The organism is Saezia sanguinis, from assembly GCF_963921665.1.
Classification (GTDB): domain Bacteria; phylum Pseudomonadota; class Gammaproteobacteria; order Burkholderiales; family Burkholderiaceae_C; genus Saezia; species Saezia sanguinis.
The window spans coordinates 166427-184346 of sequence record NZ_CAWUGC010000018.1 but is presented as its reverse complement, the minus strand read 5'-3'; the positions used below and the strand labels follow the sequence as shown (position 1 = coordinate 184346).

Here is a 17920-nt window from a genome sequence, read left to right as displayed (position 1 = left end):
AGGGCGACAAAATCAGTTGCGGGGCCACCATCATCACCGGTTCACCCACCGTACTGATTGACGACGGACGTCCTGTAGCACGCCTGGGAGACAGCACAGACCATGGCGGCGCGTTGATAGAAGGAGACGCCAGATGGACCGTTGAATGAAAGGATAGAGACAAATTGTCATCAGCTTGATACAGGCTGATAACACTTTGTTTTTATCACCATCTGAATGCCACCAAAGGAATCGCCATGGCCCAAACGGACCTGCACTTCAGCTTTGAACCCGCCTGCAACAGCGCAGAAGACGCCAGTGAGCACATGGGGCGTTTGACGTCGTAGAATTTACCCTTACCGAAGCGCTGAACACCCCATTTGTGCTTGAAGTGGAACTGCTCAGTGCTGACCCCAGTGTTGACTTCAGCAAACTGATGGATCAGCCGGTACTCTTCACCATCTGGCAAGGCAGCACTGTTGTACGCCATGTACATGGACTGATATCGAACTTCAGTCAGCGCGACACAGGCTTTAGAAGGACGCGTTACTTTGCAGTTGTAGAACCTGCTCTGACCAGGACGCAGTTAGGTTCTGACTGGCGAATTTTTCAACAAAAAACTATTCCTGAGGTAATTTCAGAAGTTTTCAAATCAGCGCAGATCAGCAATTATTCTCTTACAGCAGAGCAAATGCATTTGCAACGTGAATATTGTGTACAGGCTGGCAATGAAACTGATTTTGAATTTCTCCAAAGAGCTATTGCAGAAGAGGGGTTTGTTTATCGCTTTGAGCATAATGAGAGGGGCCATCAGCTACTTCTTACAGACGTCGTTCAGACTTTAGGTGCACTTCAATCAGGCACCGTTCTTTATCAGCCCAAACCTGCTGGAGATCGTCCGCAGCCCGCGCTTCGCACGTTTACCTATCAGGAGAAAGTCCGCACCGCGCGCCAGACCCAAAGAGACTACACCTTCAAAAACTCGCGCTACAACCAGCAACAGGTGAGTGTGGGACGTGATATGCCAACACAATCCACCGCATATGAAAGATATGATTATCCTGGCTGCTATAAACAGGATGCTGCTGGAGAACCGTTTACTTATACATGACTGCGTTCTTTAAGAAAAGATGAAAGGGTTGCCATTGTCCAAGGAGATGATGCCCGTATCCAGCCAGGTATAGCTTTTGAGCTCACCGGTCACCCAAGACGTGACCTTAATACTATGTGGCGTCCGGTGCGTGTTGAACACCGAGGAAAGCAACATACCAGCGCAGAAGAGGAGGCAGCAACTGCGCAGGCAAGTACGAGCTACGAACAAATCGCTGAACTTGTACTTGCCACTGCTGATTGGAGAGCATTTGTTCCTGTCAGACCCTATTTATTCGGTCCTGAAATTGCCCATATTGTCGGGCCAGAAGGTGAAGAAATTTACACTGACGAGTTTGGTCGTGTCAAAGTGCAATTTCCATGGGATAGAGTTGGGCAGTATAACGAACACAGTACCTGCTGGATCCGTGTGGCGCAGAACTGGGCAGGAGCTGGCTGGGGCCACATTGCCATACCCCGCATCGGGCAAGAAGTCATTGTCGACTTTCTTGATGGCGATCCGGATCAGCCCATTATTACTGGACGAGCCTATGATGCTAGCCATCCTACTCCTTATAAACTCCCCGCACTCAAAACCCAGCAGACCGTCAAAAGCAAAGAACACAAAGGTGGTGGCTACAACGAACTGTTGATTGATGACACCACTGGAGAGATCAAAACGCAACTTCATAGTACTCATGGGGTTACTCAGTTAACCATGGGTTATCTGACTCATCCCAGGAAAGATGATGGCAGTGGTGAACACCGGGGAGATGGATTTGAAGTCAGAACCGATGAATGGGGAGCTATCAGGGCAGGTAAGGGGCTGTATATCAGCACGGATAAACGGCAGAATGCCCAGGGCAAGCAACTTGACCTGCAGGAGGCCATTGTACAGTTACAGAATGCACTGACTGTTGCACAGGACCTTGAACGTGCCGCTCAGACTGCGCAGGCAGACCCTTCGGACATCAACGCTCAGGAGCAGCAACTCAATAAGGTTTACACAGATTTACAGGCACCAGGTATTCTCGTCAGCAGCCCATATGGGGTAGCAGTTACCACGCCCGCCAATGCTCAGGTTAGCGCAGAACAGGGTGTGCAGATTACCTCAGCTCAGAATACAGATGTTAGTTCAATAAAGAATTTTACAGTCGCAGCAGGAAAACGAGTATCTTTACTCGCAGTAGATGAAGGAATGAAACTTATTGCTAATAAAGGCAAGGTGCAAGTGCAGGCACAGCATGGAGAAATGGAGCTAACTGCGCAAGATGATTTGGTTATTACCAGTACTAAAGGTAAAACAACTATTGCTGCACAAAAAGAATTGCTGTTTACTTGTGGCGGAGCTTATATCAAACTCAAGGATGGCAAGATAGAGCTTGGAAGCAGTAGTCCATTAGAAATCAAAACGGCAGGCATTAATGTTGTTGGCCCTAATGTCCATCAGACACAGTTTTCTTATTTTCCAAAAGCTATGGTTGCTTATCAGAAAACTGGGCAATATCACGGAGTTCTTCACCTGCTGGATGCTGATCAAAAGCCTATATCAGGTGCTGTCTACAAAGTTGTCAGCCAAAACGGGGAAACCCTTGCCGAAGGCGTCACGGATATGGCTGGTAAAGGTATGGAAGCCGTTACCGATGCAGGGCCTAATGCTACCCTATTTATAGGGCAAGGTGAGTGGACCATCTCAGAACGAATCCTTGAAGATGATGAAATTGGCTGTGGGTGCTGATACAGGAAAGAATGGAGAATAAGCAATGGACTCTCATGAAACAACTGCAAGCGGTTCTGAAGAGCACACACATGATCATGTTCATGCTGGGGTAGCTACATTGGTATTTATGGGCAAATATGTACCCATCAGTAGTTTGCATTACCGCTTGCAGTGCGATGGAGAAATTTATCAAGGGCAATCCTCTGGTGACGGTGAAGGAGGCTCCCTGATCCTTATTGGACATGATGATGATTTCATTCCTTCAGGCTTACCAGAACCAGTCTGGTTGATCCAGAAAGACGCAAAGTCTTTTAATGTCGAAATAGAAGTACGTCGTGATGACGGCACCTGGAAAAATATCGGTAATTTTCAAATACAGGCCGGTAAAAATAAAGAAATTACAGCACAGATTGATACGGTTGCAGTACCGTTTCAGTTAGGGCTTATTGAGTAATCAGGAAAAAGGTATTTAATTATGGGATCACCTACAGTTGAACCAGTCGCAACAACACCTCCGCAGCAAGGAGCAGGGGCACCCGCAGCGGCCAATAACCAGAACAATTTCGGAGCGGCTCAAACAACAACCAACGCTCCTGCAGTAGGCGTTCAGTCAGTAACCACGACCACCACCACTACAGGCTGTACCAATACAGTGGTACTGAATGCAACATATAAAGTGAAGCTCAACGTGGGAACATACAACCTGGATGGTGGAGTGATCAGCACTACCGGAGCATCCAAGCTGCCCTATGTGCTGGTATATGCGAGTTTTAGCCAGCCAGACAGTTGGACAGTGATTAAGACGTCTACTACCACTGGTGGGATAGTTATACCTTTAGAAAATATTGGGTATTACAGGTTGTATATCAAAGAACCCAGACTGACGTTTCAGGCTAACAGTACATTTGACATACCTTATCATATGAACACTGACGGTACTGCCAGCACACACCAAGTACAGCCGTTTTTTGGGCTGAGAGTGGAGTCTGCCAATAATTGTGCAGCAGATGCGACTACCAACAAGCTGACGCCTCCATTCACGGTAACGACGTATCTGCCAAATACCTTAAGCCGTGCAGCTAATCTTTACCCTACAACTGGACAGACATTTATTACACTGACACAGCAGAATTCACAATCTACACTGACCCTAAGCGGCTTTACAACCAGAACACGCAGTTCAGCAACGGCAGCGTTTCAGACACAAACGGAAAATACATATCGCATTACTTTCCAGTTGTGGTCTGATTGCTCCAGAGCTTATGGACACCTGCATACCAGAGTACAAAATAGTACGCATCGCACTATTCTGGAAAATTTTTATCGAGAAGCTATGACAGTTTCAGGCAATAGCAGAAGACTGACATTTCGTTTTGGCACAGAAACCAGAGATAGAGAGATATTTTTTGATGAGGGCGGCACTTTTGGAGCCAGACAGACATTGTCTTTTTCGTCTCAAACCGACATGACAGCCAGTGAAGCCATCAGGCGTATCCACCCAGATGTATGGGATTACTGGGTTAGTGCCATGCAAACATTGAATTTGACCTATTCAAAAATTGGTAGTGCTTGGAGACCGCATATCGGCTCCACATACCACCGTTATTCGGTAGCTCTGGATTTCAATGACACCAAAGGCATCATTCAGGTGCCCAATCCTGCTTATCACAGCGTAAGTGATCCAAGAAAACACCTAGATGAAGAAATTGAGATCACCTTCCGCAGTGATGGCATTGGCGGAACACGAGAAGATTGCAATCCTGCCACAGCACTGAGTGCCAACAGCACAACAGCACCAACAGCGCGTGATAAACGGATCACGCTTTCTAAAAATATCCTAAATCATGTTGCCACAGGAAAACTTGGTGGACAATTGGGCTGGACTGGCGGGCCATGGACACTTAACTACAATCAGGTAGGGATTGCCAATAATACAACGCGCTTTATCACTACAGATAATACCCATAGACATCACATCCACCTCACCGTGGGAACGGAACAAATATAAGCATGGATTTCGAAATTCATAACATAGCAAGGTAAGGTTAAACATGGTACTGCAATCATCACGTAACAATAACATCTTATTTTCCGGTGCACTTATATTTATCCTCATCCTTTTTTCTGCGTTTACACAAGCTGAGGATGCTCCTGAAACTGCTTCACCGCAATACTGTAAATTCAATGCAGATAATGAATGTATTGAAGTGGATATATCTAAAGGCTTTGATGAAGTGTGTGGAAGCCCAGAAGAGGACGATGATTGTTACGACATTACACCTCCGCCCCAAAGCGCACTTCAAAGGAATCAACTTGATGGGAAGGGCCCTGCTTATCAGGTGAGGCCTGATAACTGGCCTTTCCGGGCTATTTATTCTGATCCTGCAATGACGTTCGGTGCTCTTGAGTTTGATTCAAAAGGCAATCTTCTGGATGTTGCTGGAAAAGCCTGGAATGGTGCTTACGTCACTGAGTTTTACAGAGACGGTAGTCCTGTGTGGGGTCACAACGGCTATAAGGTGTATTACATTGTTCATCCGGATAAACAGGACCCTATTGTGGAGCAAGGGTTTGTTGTGAGTGATGACTTCAAGCATATATGTCCTGCTGTTCAAATTGCCCAGAGTTATTCTGCAATTAAACAAGGAGGAGATTATCTTTATCTCAGAGGAGATTGTGCGCAAGAACAACCAGTAGAAATAGAAGGTCATACATTCTGGTCATATCCGAATGGCTCTATGATTTGGACAATACAACGTTTTGGTGAGCCCAAGAAACCAGTATATGACCGGTCAGGCACTTGCAGGCTTTACTGTGATGTATTGCAAGCAGATGCCCCATGAACGATTCCGTTTTTTAAGCACTCTGTTTCATCACTGGCTTTATTAAAAGTGACAACGATCCACATGGTAATGCGTTCACTTTTACATACTTTTTTCATACCATAACAAAAAAGGCCATCGTAAGATGGCCTAACTTGTTGTTTTTATTGGTGGGTGATACAGGGTTTGAACCTGTGACCCCTGCCGTGTGAAGGCAGTGCTCTACCGCTGAGCTAACCACCCGAATTCGGTGAAGCTGCAATTATGACACAGCCGAAGGTGAAGATGCAAGCCCCCATTGCACTTTTCCGCCGGATTCTTTGCCAATTTCTTCTAAAACCTTTTGGTGCGCCTGCAATTCTTCTGGCGTAGCAATAATCACAGGGAAGGTAATAGCGGAAAGGTCCGCTGCATTGGGGTTGCCATGACCCGTAGTGCCACTGTAGTCGCCAGAATCATCAATGACCAGTGCATGTTGCCCACGGGTCATGTTGATATAGACATCAGCCAGCAACTGGGCATCCAGCAGGGCGCCGTGCAGCGTGCGGTTGGAGTTGTCTACACCAAGGCGGTCACACAGCGCATCCAGCGAGTTACGCTTGCCGGGAAACAGCTCTCTTGCCATGGCCAGGCTGTCAGTCACCCGCACATCCAGTTTTTCTATAGGCGGTAGTCCCAGTAACTCAAATTCTTTGTTCATGAATGCCACGTCAAAAGCGGCGTTATGAATGATCAGTTCCGAGCCCTGGAGGTATTCAAGCAGGTCGTTCACAATGTCTTTGAACAATGGCTTGTCTTTGAGGAATTCGCTGGTAATGCCGTGGACTTTTAAGGCATCTTCATGGCTTTCGCGCTCGGGGTTGATGTAATAATGCCTGTCATTGCCGGTCAGGCGCCGGTTAAGTACTTCAACGCAGCCGATTTCGAGTATCCGGTCCCCCGTCTGGGGATTCAGCCCGGTTGTTTCAGTATCAAGAACAATTTGTCGCATAAGTGCAAAGTATACAAGGTACAGGCCAACAGGGCATACCTGTTTTATCCGTTTTCGCGCGCGTGGTTGATGGAGTATTTCGGTATTTCGATGGTGACATCCTGATCCGCCATAATGGCCTGGCAACTCAACCTCGAATCTGGCTCCAGTCCCCAGGCTTTATCCAGCATATCTTCTTCACATTCCTGCACTTCATTCAGAGAGTCAAATCCTTTACGAACAACCACGTGGCACGTTGTGCAGGCACAGCTCATTTCACAGGCATGTTCAATGGGTATGCCATTTTCCAGTAAGGCCTCGCAAATGGATGTGCCGGGTTCGGCCTGGATTTCAGTTCCGTCCGGGCAATGATGTTCGTGGGGTAATACTTTGATAACTGGCATTCACAATTCCTCAACATGCCGACCCGATAGCGCATCCCGAATGCTGCGGTTCATGCGCGCTGCGGCAAAGCCTTCTGTACCGTTGGCAAGAGCACGCGTTGCGGCTTCTATTGCTGTAACATTTTCTGACTGGATGGCTTTTTGCAGCGCATTGATCAATACATCCACCTCCATGCGTTCACTGAGTTCGAGCAGGTCACCATCAGCCACCAATGCCGAGTCGGTCGCCTGCATGAGCTGTTGCGCACTCACCAGTGCTTCACGCAGGCTGCGGGCCCGCATATCGTCCTGCGCATGGTTGAACCCATCGTTGAGCATGTGCGTAATGTCTGCATCTGAAAGGCCGTATGACGGTTTGACTTCAATGCTGGCTTCCACACCAGAGGTCAGTTCCTGCGCCTGTACGGTCAACAGGCCATCAGCGTCGACTGTTAAAGTAATGCGTATGCGCGCGGCGCCTGCTGCCATGGGCGGAATGCCACGCAGTTCAAAGCTGGCGAGCGAACGGCATTCGCTGACAAGATCGCGTTCTCCTTGCAGAACATGCAGCGACAGGGCGGTCTGGCCGTCCTTAAACGTTGTGAAATCCTGCGCCTTGGCAATGGGGATCGGGGAGTTGCGGGGGATGATATGCTCCACCAGCCCTCCCATGGTTTCAATGCCCAGCGATAAGGGGAGTACGTCCAGCAGCAGCATGTCTTCATTATCTCTGTTGCCCGCCAGCGCATCGGCCTGAATTGCCGCACCCAATGCCACAACCTCATCCGGGTTCAGGTTGGTCAGCGGCGCAAAACCGAACATGTCTGTCAGCGCCTGATGCACCTGGGGCATGCGGGTGGCTCCGCCTACCAGCACAATGCCTTGTATATCATGCGGCTTTAACCGGGCATCGCGTAAAACCTTGCGGGTTAATTGAATGGTTTTATCTGTCAGGCTATGGGTTAATGCGTCAAATTCTTCACGAGACACATTAAATTCAACGTCTATTTGATTGATTTTGCATGAAAATTTTGCAACGCCTTTGGTGCTGAGCGCTTCTTTGGTTTGACGCGCTGCCATTAGAATGGCACGCTTGTCTTCAGGTGAGGATATTTCAATTTTCCGTGCTTCAAGTATCCACTGTGCCAGTGCATTATCGTAATCATCACCCCCAAGGGCAGAATCCCCGCCCGTGGATATGACCTCAAACACGCCCTTGGTCAGACGCAACACTGAAAGGTCAAAAGTACCGCCCCCCAGGTCGTAAACAGCGTAAATACCTTCGCTGCCGTTATCCAGCCCGTATGCTATGGCTGCCGCGGTAGGTTCGTTCAGAAGGCGCAGTACATGCAGCCCGGCAAGGCGGGCAGCGTCTTTGGTAGCCTGACGCTGGGCATCGTCAAAATAGGCTGGAACGGTAATGACCGCACCGACAATATCTTCCGTGCCAAACGTCATTTCTGCCCGTTTTTTCAGTGCCAGCAGAATTTCTGCAGAAGCCTCTACCGGAGATTTAATGCCTGCAGAGGTATCAAAAGCCACCATGCCCGGCGTGTTGAGCAAGCGGTAGGGGAGCTGATCCGGGTTTGATATGTCTTCCAGTTTGCGTCCGATGAAACGCTTGGCCGAAAGAATGGTGTTGACCGGGTCTGATGCCTGCACCAGTTCAGCCATGGTCCCTACCTGTGCAGGCTGTCCGGCCTGATAATGCACAACAGAAGGCAGCAGATACATGCCTTGCTCGTCCGGCAGACATTCTGCAATACCATTGCGAACCGCGGCAACCAGAGAATGCGTGGTTCCAAGATCGATACCGATTGCGATGCGACGCCGGTGGGGGTCTGGCGTGGCACCAGGTTCTGATATTTGTAGTAAAGCCATCAGTACAGTTGATTACAAATGAAATATTTTTTATATTTTGCCCGTATTAGGGGGTCATGCCGAATAATACCAGCGAAACTGTGTCCTTATCAGGGGCAAGCCTGTTATCCCTTCTGAGAGTGATTATGTATGCAAGGAAATCAAATCTGGCCGGCCTGATATGGCTTCAGGCGTCAAGCTGGTCGAGCTTATCGTTGATATTTTTCATGAACCGGTCCATGAACATCAGAACACGGACCTGTTGTGCCGCCTGCGGATAGTCTCCTTTTTCGTCAATCAGCCAGGCCAGTGTGGACAAAGACCGCGCGTATTCTGCGTCTACAATGCCCTGCAATTGATCAACCTGATTCACCGTCCGGGCGGCTTCAAGCTGTTCACGCCACTCCAGTTGCTGCATTAAAAATGCAGCTGGCATTGATGTATTGGTTTCTGAATTGATGGCAACGCCGGCCAGTTCGCACAGCAGTGCTGCACGCGCAACCGGGTTTTTCAAGCGTTGATAAGCCTCATTGATCCGCACCGACCATTGGGTTGCTGCCCGTTGTGCTGCCTCGCCCTGAGACGCAAAGCGGTCAGGGTGCATCTGCGCCTGCAGATCTTTCCAGCGTTGTTGCAGCATCTGCTCATCTTGTTCAAACTGCTGCTTTATGCCCAGAATTGCAAAGTCGTTATCGGTCAGATTGACGGAGGTACTCATGGTACTTATCTTTGTTTTATTGTGTGTGCCAAGGGCAGAAAGGCTGCCCGCCCCAAATAGGGGATATTGTATGTACGTACGGCATAGGCAGGGCTCTGCGCGTGACTTGCACCTACGCTGCGTGAGGTATTAGCTGCTGACACGGTTATTTGCCGGCTGCGGCTTTCAAAAATGCCCTTTGATATGAGCATAACGCTCAAAACCCCGCTAATATAGCAACATGTGTCAATTACTTGGAATGAACTGCAATACGCCAACCGATATTGTTTTCAGTTTTACCGGTTTTGCCAATCGTGCCGGAAAAACAGGAATTCATACGGATGGGTTTGGTATTGCCTTTTTTGAAGGCAAGGGGTTACGGCTGTTTGTGGACTCGCAGCCCGCGCTGACTTCACCTGTGGCGGTGCTGATCAAAAACTATCCGATCCAAAGCGAAAATGTGATTGCGCATATCCGCAAGGCGACTGTTGGCGAGGTTCGGCTGGAAAACTGCCATCCGTTCTGCCGGGAACTGTGGGGACGGTATTGGGTTTTTTCTCACAACGGAGATCTTAAAAACTATGCACCGCGGCTGCATTCGCATTTTCGGCCAGTGGGCAGCACAGACAGCGAACTGGCATTCTGCTGGATCATGCAGGAACTGGCCAAGGCGCATGCCGGTATGCCTTCCATTGCCGAATTGAGCAACACGCTGCGTGAACTGGCTCAGGTAGTTTCACGTTATGGCACCTTTAATTTCATGCTCAGCAACGGTGTGGCCTTGTGGACGCACTGTACAACCAGCTTATTTCACCTGACGCGGCAGTTTCCTTTCAAATCAGCACGTCTGCAGGATGAAGACATGGCTGTGGACTTTTCTCAGCTCACCACACGTGACGATCGCGTAGCGCTGATTGCAACAGAACCTTTGACAACGGATGAGCCCTGGGAGCCTTATAGTACAGGCGAGCTGAAAGTATTTATGAAAGGCGAGTACCTGATTGATACTTAGCCCCGGCGCTTTTTTGGGCTGTGATACGCTATAGGCAAACACGGCTTTTTACGGCTTAACACATTTTGGATTCTGCCACGAGCGCAGCCAATTACAAAAATCGTGTATATTTAGACAAGCAGTTCCGGTGAGAACTGCCATTTTTTCTTTAATGACCTTTATCATGGACCGTCCTCGAAGTCGATTGACTTATATACGTTTATTTTCTCATCTCTTTTCAGGCACTTCGTGCCCTTTCATTGAGTTTATTCCTCCCCGATTGCATAGCAACTCCCGCCTTGGCTATTTGCCGGCGGCGTGCGACAGCAGGGCAATGCCTGCATTGCATTTAAGCACACAGGAGCATGCATAATGGAATTCTCCCTGATCATTCTGCTGCTGACGCTGATACTGCTGGAAATTGTCCTGGGGGTGGACAACCTGGTCTTTATCGCCATTCTGGCTGACAAGCTGCCCCCTCAGCACCGAGATAAGGCGCGCATCATCGGGCTTTCACTGGCGCTGGTGATGCGTATCATTCTGCTGTCACTGGTGTTCCTGCTGGTTAAGCTGACAGAGCCACTGTTTACTATTTTTTCACATCCGTTTTCCGTGCATGATCTGATCATGCTGGGCGGCGGTCTGTTTTTGATTTTCAAAGCCACCGTGGAATTGCATGAACGGCTGGAAGGTGTGCCTGCTGCCGAGCATGGACAACGCGAGCATGCCACATTGTGGAGCGTCGTTGTTCAGATTGTTATTCTGGATGCGGTTTTTTCGCTGGACTCGGTCATCATGGCTGTCGGCTTGGCCAAAGAGCACTTCTGGATCATGGTCAGCGCGGTTTGTATTGCCATGGGGGCGATGATGTTTGCCTCTAAACCACTGACCAAATTTGTCAATGCGCATCCTACCGTGGTCGTGCTGTGTCTGAGCTTTTTGCTGATGATTGGCGCCACACTGATTGCAGAAGGTTTCGGCCTGCATGTGGATAAAAAATACGTCTACGCCGCTATCGGTTTTTCCATCATGATCGAAATTTTTAACCAGGTGGCACGCCGCAATTTCCTGAAGTATCAGGCGCGTATTCCGTTAAGGGAGCGAACAGCGAATACCATTTTTAACATGATTGGGCTGCACGGAGGCAAACACACTTTTACCGCTGCATCTGAAACAACATCCGGTTCCGGTGCACAAGCCAGTGCGAACAGCCCTGTATTTGGGGATGAAGAGCGTTTCATGATCCGCGGGATTCTCACGCTGGCAGACCGCTCCATCAAAACCATCATGACGCCGCGCATGGATATTTCCTGGATTGACAGCGAAGATACGCCTGAGCAGATCAAGCAGGCGTTGCTGGACTCTCCGCACAGTCTGTTTCCGGTCTGCCAGGGCAATCTTGATCATGTGATTGGCGTCGTCAATGCCAAAGATCTGCTGGAAGCCATGGAAAATGGCATTGCCGTGGATGACATGCTCAAGCAGCACCCGCCCATTATGGTGCCAGAAAGTATTGACTCGCTGCAATTGCTGAAAGTCCTGCGGGCAGCCAAACGCCGTCTGGTACTGGTGACCGATGAGTTTGGGGCAATTCAGGGGCTGATCACGCCGCTGGACATTCTGGAAGCCATTGCCGGTGAGTTTCCGGATGAAGATGAAACGCCTGATATCACCAAACAGGAAGGCGAAGTCTGGCTGGCCAAGGGCAGTGCCAGCCTGCATCAGCTGGAGCGGGCGCTGGGAAGCATTGACTTTATCCAGCCGGGAGAAGAGTATGCGACGCTGGCAGGGCTGCTGTTGGCTGAATATGGTCAGATACCGCAGGAGGGCACGGTGATTGATATTGCGCCTTACCGCTTTGAGGTGGTGGAGATGGATAAGCGCCGTATTGAGCTGGTGCGCATCAGCATGCTGCCAGTAATACAACCGGATCAGTCAGATTAAAGTAAGAAAAACGCTCCACATTCTGTTTGCAAAAGAATGGGAGCGTTTGACGCTATACGGCTAAAAGCAAACTTATTGCGGTGGCACAGATGCTGGTGCAGGTGCATCCATTTTGAAGCAGGCTTTAAATGCAAAATAAACAGAGATCTGAAACAATGCAAATAAAGCCATGAAGCACGTTACCACAATGAAAAAAAGCAGCATGGTGGTAAATGTGTTCAACCCCAGCAGCATCGCCAGCAGACTGCAAAACAGGCTGACAATAAATAAGCTGATAGTCAATAAAGCCAGCCACATGACTGCATACAGTGCAAAGGCCGCTATATTTTTATAACCTGCAATCAGGTTGAAAAATATGGCCTTGGCTGCTGGTATTTGCCCCCAATAAACCAAAGCAGGGGTGAAGAGAAAGAAGAACAGCACAATCACATAAATGAACAAGGACTGGATGCTCATCACAGAAACATACTGCACGAGAAGCATTTGGTCATTTTCAGACAAAACAATGGATGTGCTGTTGGGATCTGACAGCCGCATGGTCAGTTCCACAAACTGGGCTGTAAGTTCAGGAAACAGGCTGGCGGTGATCTGTCGGCATACCAGCCATACCAGAACCGTTGCAGCCATGTACATGACACTCAGGGTGAATAACGGTCTTTTGCCTGCCGGCGCATTCAGGATGCCGTTAAGCAGCAGGGTGAATGACGACGGATTGTTGTGCAAGATATTATCGGTGGCAATCATGAATGCCAGGCTGAAATACACAGAAACCATGAACGCCAAGAGCGGGCCGATATATGGCAATGTTGACGACAAGGCAAACGTCATGAAAAAACTGAGTACGGCCAAGCCAATGAAATGCATGGGGCTGCGTTTGAACGCAGAAAAGCTTTGAAAAATCCATTGCTGACCGGCGGTCATGGGAACAATATTGAGTTTCATAGTCAGAAAGTGTCAGCTGATGGGATAGGGTGTTCAGATGAAGAGAGGTGTTTTTCAGGCAGCCAATTCCATGGGTGGTTGACGCGGTGGCGCAAAATACGCTCGAAATGGCTGGGGTCGTGCGGTGTCAGCATTTGTGCGGTACGGGGCAGATAAAAGTCCCACAGGCGCGATGTCCAAAAGCGCAGCGCCCCGGCACGCAACATGGCTGGCAGCATGGCCAGCTCCGCATCAGACAAAGGGCGTTGCTGGTGGTATGACTGCATCAGGGCCTGTGCACGGGGCACATCCAGTTCACCGGTTTGCAGGTTCACGCACCAGTCGTTCAGGCATACGGCAATGTCAAACATGAATGTATCAATGCCGGCAAAATAAAAGTCAAAAAAACCGCTGAGCCGTTCGGTTTCAGGCGTCTGGCCATCAAACATGGCATTGTCGCGAAACAGATCCGCATGCACTGGACCACGTGGCAGTTGCTGGTATTGCGCGCTGGCAGCCGTTTTTTGCTGAAAGGCCAGTTCGTTTTGGATCAGTTGGCTTTGCTCACTTGATAAAAAGGGCAGCACTAAGGGAATGGTTTCCTCCCACCAGGATAGCCCGCGTAAATTAGGCTGCTGAAGCTGGAAGTCCAAGCCGGCTGTATGCATCAGCGCAAGGTAATGGCCAAGCTGCGCACAATGGTGAACCTGAGGGGCCAACTGGTTATGCCCATACAGGCGCTCCACCAGCGCGCAAGGCTTGTTCTTTAACGAATGCAGGATTTCACCCTGATGTGCGCCTTGGCGATGCGGCTGCGGTGCCGGCACCGGAATTCCTTTACCGGCCAGGTGCTGCATCAGTCCCAGGTAAAAGGGAAGTTGTTCAAAATCCAGCCGCTCGAAAATAGTCAGGACGTATTCCGCCTGATCTGTTGTGACAAAATAGTTGGTATTTTCTATGCCTGAAGAAATACCTTTCAGTGCAATCAGTTTGCCTGAATCAAACGGAACCAGAAACGCCTGTACCTCGTCAAAAGAGACTTCTGTAAAAACAGCCATATTGACCTGAAGACTTAAAAACTCAGAACACGCCAGACCCGCTGGCCCGCATTGTTATTACGGTCAGATGGCTGTGCAGGAGAATCCGGCACCACTTCATAAGACGGCATGTTGCCCTGCGGCTTCACCTGTATGCTTTGCGTTTCACCACGCACACGCAGTTCATCGATCTGGATGCTGCCATCGTCAATATGAATGCGCTCGGCTTTGGCTTCGGGCGTGCCGGAATCTGCCTCAGGGCTGTCCTGAACCCGTACGGCGGCTGGCGCTGGTGAACTGCCGGTAGCAGCATCTTGCTGGGCCTGTGCATTCATATAGAACCCGCTCAGTACGGCCAATGTCGCAAAACTGACGGTGGTGATAATTTTTGACATGATTTAAAAATGGATAAAGTACTCTCAGGGCCACAGGGCGTTTGTGCAAAAATAAGCACTGGGCTGTGCGTGTATGTGCAATAAGTGAGAGTATATCGGTTATTGGGTTTCCCATGTATCAAACTATTTTTCCTGTAATAGACGCAGGCCTGGCTCTGATAGATAAAACAAGTGACAATTGCTGCTTATGAAAAAACTGCTTTTAATTGATGGCTCCAGCTACCTGTACCGTGCATACCACGCCATGCCCGATATGCATGTGGTGGCCGGAGACCGTAACAGCCCGCCGACAGGCGCTTTGCACGGCATGGTCAATATGCTGGAAAGCCTGCGTAAAAGTGAACCTGCGGTACTGGGTGCCTGCGTATTTGATGCGCCAGGGCCAACATTTCGAAATGAATGGTATGACCAATACAAGGCCAATCGGCCGCCAATGCCCGAAGATCTGGTGGCACAGATAGAACCCATACACGAAGTGGTGCGCTTACTGGGCTGGCCGCTACTGGTGGTGCCGGGCGTTGAAGCTGATGACGTGATTGGCACACTGGCTTGCATCGGGGCGCAAAATGGTTATGAGGTTGTGATTTCAACCGGAGACAAAGACATCACCCAACTGGTCAACGAGCATGTGTCCCTGGTGAATACCATGTCCGGTGAAAGGCTGGATATTGACGGCGTAACGCAGAAATTTGGCGTGCCTCCTGACAAGATCATTGATTACCTGACGCTGATGGGCGACGCGGTCGACAATGTCCCTGGCGTCAATAAGGTGGGCCCGAAAACAGCCGCCAAATGGATCGGTGAGTACGGTTCGCTGGATGGTGTGATTGCTGCCGCGCCCACAATGAAAGGCGCAGCCGGGGAAAATCTGCGCCAGGCGCTCGAATGGCTGCCGGAAGGCAAACGGCTGGTCACCATTGTGACCGATTGCAACTTGACGCAGGCGATAGACGGCTTTCCCAAGCTGGATGCATTGCACATCCTGCCCGAAGACAAACCTGCACTGAGGGATTTTCTGCAACGTTTTGGTTTTCGCAAACGCGTGCAGCAACTGGAGCAGGAGTTAAAGTCGGTATCCTCTGGCGAAAGCTCCTCAATTTCAAATGCTTCTGCCAATGGAGAACTGTTCCCTGATGAGCCGTTGCCGTCATCTCAACAAGCTGCCGGGCAGGCCGCAAACTACACGCTGGTGCAGGATTGGAAAACGCTGAACGCCTGTCTGGATGCCATACAAAAAGCAGATCTGGTCGCTCTGGACACAGAGACCACATCGCTCGAGCCTATGCAGGCGCGTATTGTCGGGCTGAGCTTTTCCGTAGCACCTTACAGCGGCTGGTATATTCCGCTGGCGCATGATTATGCCGGCGTACCGGAACAACTGCCTTTGCAGGAGGTTCTGGATAAATTCCGCCCCTGGCTGGAAAACGCCAGCGCCGCCAAACTCGGGCAGAACATCAAATACGACTGGCATGTATTTGCCAACCATGGAATTGAAGTACAGGGCTACCAACACGATACCATGCTGGAAAGCTATGTGCTGGAAGCGCAGCGACAGCACTCTCTTGAAAGCTTAGCATTGCGCCACCTGAACCGCCAGGGTCTGAGCTACACTGATTTATGCGGCAAAGGCGCACATCAAATCCCGTTTTCCCAGGTTGATATTGAAAAAGCCGGTACTTATTCGGCAGAAGACAGCGACATGACGCTAGATGTGCATCAGAAACTGTGGCCACAGATCGATGCGACCCGCGAGCAAAGTGTCAAAGAAGGGGCAGGGCTGGCCCGGATTTATGCGCTGGAAATGGAAACCTCGCGCGTACTGGCACGTATGGAGCGCCAGGGCGTACTGGTTGATGCACAGGTTCTGGGCAGACAAAGCGCAGAACTGGGCAAGCGTATCAGCGAGATTGAACAGCAGGCGTATGAACTGGCAGGGGAAAAATTCAATCTGGGCAGCCCTAAACAAATTGGCGAAATATTTTTTGAAAAACTGGGGCTGCCGGTTGTTAAAAAAACCGCCAAAGGCGCGCCTTCCACCGATGAGGAAGTGCTGGAGAAGCTGGCCTTGGACTATCCTTTGCCAGCCAAGATTCTGGAGCACAGGTCATTGTCCAAGCTGAAAAGCACCTACACCGACAAACTGCCGCAAATGGTTCTGCCGGCAACCGGCAGGGTGCACACCAATTACGCACAGGCGGTTGCTGTGACCGGGCGGCTGGCCAGCAACGACCCCAACCTGCAGAACATTCCGGTGCGAACGGAAGAGGGGCGCCGCATCCGCACGGCATTCATTGCGCCGGCAGGCTGCAAAATTGCCAGCGCCGACTACTCCCAGATTGAACTGCGCATCATGGCGCATCTCAGCGGCGATGAAGGGCTGCTCAAAGCCTTCTCCCATGGGATGGACGTGCACCGCGCAACTGCCAGCGAAGTTTTTGGCGTGAAGCCTGAAGAAGTCAGTGCCGATCAGCGGCGTTATGCCAAAGTCATTAACTTTGGCCTGATTTACGGCATGAGCGCTTACGGACTTGCCAGCAACCTGGGAATTGAAACATCCGCAGCCAAGGCATGGATAGATCGCTACTTTCTGCGTTATCCGGGGGTACGCCGCTATATGGATGAAACCCGCCAGCGTGCCAAAGAACTGGGCTATATTGAGACAGTTTTTGGTCGCCGGCTTTATCTGCCCGAGATCACCAGCCCGAATGGCCCCAGGCGTGCCGCAGCAGAGCGTGCGGCAATCAATGCGCCAATGCAGGGGACGGCAGCCGATTTAATCAAACTGGCGATGGTCGCCATGCAGGATAAGCTCGATCAGGAGCAGCGCCAAAGCAAAATGGTGATGCAGGTTCATGATGAACTGGTTTTTGAAGTGCCTGAAAATGAGCTTGAATGGATTCAGGCCGAAGTTCCCAAGGTCATGGCGAGTGTGGCTACGCTCAAGGTTCCCTTAATTGCTGAAATCGGTGTTGGCAACAACTGGGACGAAGCGCATTGATACCGCCAAGGCTGGAAACTATTTTGTCAGTAGTGTTATTTCCCGGCTGTGGCAGTTGCTTTTAGGTCAGCCGTAAGGAAAGCACCAGAGTAAAAACCCGTATCCGGGACGGGG

Annotated in this window: 15 protein-coding genes, 1 tRNA gene and 1 pseudogene; 9 read left to right on the top strand and 8 right to left on the bottom strand. The window is 50.1% G+C overall.

Annotated elements, in window-relative coordinates:
* Positions 1–11: 11 nt before the first annotated feature.
* From AACY98_RS13585 to AACY98_RS13560, 6 genes and pseudogenes are all read left to right on the top strand, one after another.
* Positions 12–149 (top strand): PAAR domain-containing protein, encoded by a 138-nt coding sequence (locus AACY98_RS13585; RefSeq protein WP_339805857.1) that lies wholly within the window; start codon positions 12–14, stop codon positions 147–149.
* Between the two features lie 197 nt (positions 150–346).
* Positions 347–1999 (top strand): annotated as a pseudogene (locus AACY98_RS13580) (type VI secretion system Vgr family protein); the annotation flags it as partial.
* Positions 1979–2806 carry a DUF2345 domain-containing protein gene (locus AACY98_RS13575; RefSeq protein WP_339805855.1) on the top strand — a complete coding sequence of 276 codons (828 nt, stop codon included), beginning with the start codon at positions 1979–1981 and terminating at the stop codon, positions 2804–2806. The pseudogene AACY98_RS13580 and the gene AACY98_RS13575, both read left to right, overlap by 21 nt.
* A 25-nt stretch (positions 2807–2831) precedes the next feature.
* Positions 2832–3242 (top strand): hypothetical protein, encoded by a 411-nt coding sequence (locus AACY98_RS13570; RefSeq protein WP_126977708.1) that lies wholly within the window; start codon positions 2832–2834, stop codon positions 3240–3242.
* Positions 3243–3263: 21 nt separating this feature from the next.
* Positions 3264–4796: a hypothetical protein gene (locus AACY98_RS13565; protein ID WP_339805844.1), complete on the top strand. Its 1533-nt coding sequence runs from the start codon at positions 3264–3266 to the stop codon at positions 4794–4796.
* Positions 4797–4839: 43 nt separating this feature from the next.
* On the top strand, positions 4840–5631 hold the full coding sequence (locus AACY98_RS13560) for a hypothetical protein (RefSeq protein ID WP_339805842.1): 792 nt from the start codon (positions 4840–4842) through the stop codon (positions 5629–5631).
* Between the two features lie 147 nt (positions 5632–5778).
* On the opposite strand, the gene AACY98_RS13555 is transcribed toward AACY98_RS13560, so the two are convergent.
* The 5 genes from AACY98_RS13555 to hscB all read right to left on the bottom strand — a co-directional run bounded on the left by AACY98_RS13555 (position 5779) and on the right by hscB (position 9541).
* A tRNA-Val gene (locus AACY98_RS13555) sits at positions 5779–5853 on the bottom strand.
* A 19-nt stretch (positions 5854–5872) separates the two neighbouring features.
* The gene (gene dnaQ / locus AACY98_RS13550) at positions 5873–6601 is read right to left on the bottom strand and encodes a DNA polymerase III subunit epsilon (RefSeq protein WP_339805840.1); all 729 of its coding nucleotides are present in this window, start codon (positions 6599–6601) and stop codon (positions 5873–5875) included.
* Positions 6602–6645: 44 nt separating this feature from the next.
* The gene (fdx, locus tag AACY98_RS13545) at positions 6646–6984 is read right to left on the bottom strand and encodes an ISC system 2Fe-2S type ferredoxin (RefSeq protein WP_339805838.1); all 339 of its coding nucleotides are present in this window, start codon (positions 6982–6984) and stop codon (positions 6646–6648) included.
* A complete protein-coding gene (gene hscA, locus AACY98_RS13540) occupies positions 6985–8844 on the bottom strand; it encodes a Fe-S protein assembly chaperone HscA (protein ID WP_339805834.1) in 1860 nt (619 codons plus the stop codon). It abuts the gene before it with no gap.
* A 166-nt stretch (positions 8845–9010) separates the two neighbouring features.
* Positions 9011–9541 (bottom strand): Fe-S protein assembly co-chaperone HscB, encoded by a 531-nt coding sequence (hscB, locus tag AACY98_RS13535; RefSeq protein WP_339805832.1) that lies wholly within the window; start codon positions 9539–9541, stop codon positions 9011–9013.
* A gap of 220 nt (positions 9542–9761) precedes the next feature.
* Between hscB and AACY98_RS13530 the strand changes: the two genes are divergently transcribed.
* Positions 9762–10532, top strand: a complete 771-nt coding sequence (locus AACY98_RS13530) for a class II glutamine amidotransferase (RefSeq protein ID WP_339805830.1) — start codon at positions 9762–9764, stop codon at positions 10530–10532.
* A gap of 351 nt (positions 10533–10883) precedes the next feature.
* On the top strand, positions 10884–12455 hold the full coding sequence (locus tag AACY98_RS13525; RefSeq protein WP_339805828.1) for a TerC family protein: 1572 nt from the start codon (positions 10884–10886) through the stop codon (positions 12453–12455).
* A 72-nt stretch (positions 12456–12527) separates the two neighbouring features.
* Here AACY98_RS13525 and AACY98_RS13520 read toward each other — a convergent pair whose 3' ends face one another.
* From AACY98_RS13520 to AACY98_RS13510, 3 genes are read right to left on the bottom strand one after another with little or no spacing between them, the layout of a single operon-like run.
* Positions 12528–13397 carry a BPSS1780 family membrane protein gene (locus AACY98_RS13520; RefSeq protein WP_339805826.1) on the bottom strand — a complete coding sequence of 290 codons (870 nt, stop codon included), beginning with the start codon at positions 13395–13397 and terminating at the stop codon, positions 12528–12530.
* 2 nt (positions 13398–13399) lie between these two features.
* Positions 13400–14434, bottom strand: coding sequence for a homoserine kinase (locus tag AACY98_RS13515; RefSeq protein WP_339805824.1), 1035 nt, complete (start codon positions 14432–14434; stop codon positions 13400–13402).
* A 14-nt stretch (positions 14435–14448) separates the two neighbouring features.
* Complete coding sequence (locus AACY98_RS13510; RefSeq protein WP_126977730.1) at positions 14449–14808, bottom strand: hypothetical protein; 360 nt, start codon at positions 14806–14808, stop codon at positions 14449–14451.
* A 187-nt stretch (positions 14809–14995) separates the two neighbouring features.
* Between AACY98_RS13510 and polA the strand changes: the two genes are divergently transcribed.
* A complete protein-coding gene (gene polA / locus AACY98_RS13505; RefSeq protein ID WP_423817575.1) occupies positions 14996–17806 on the top strand; it encodes a DNA polymerase I in 2811 nt (936 codons plus the stop codon).
* The last annotated feature ends 114 nt before the right edge of the window (positions 17807–17920 follow it).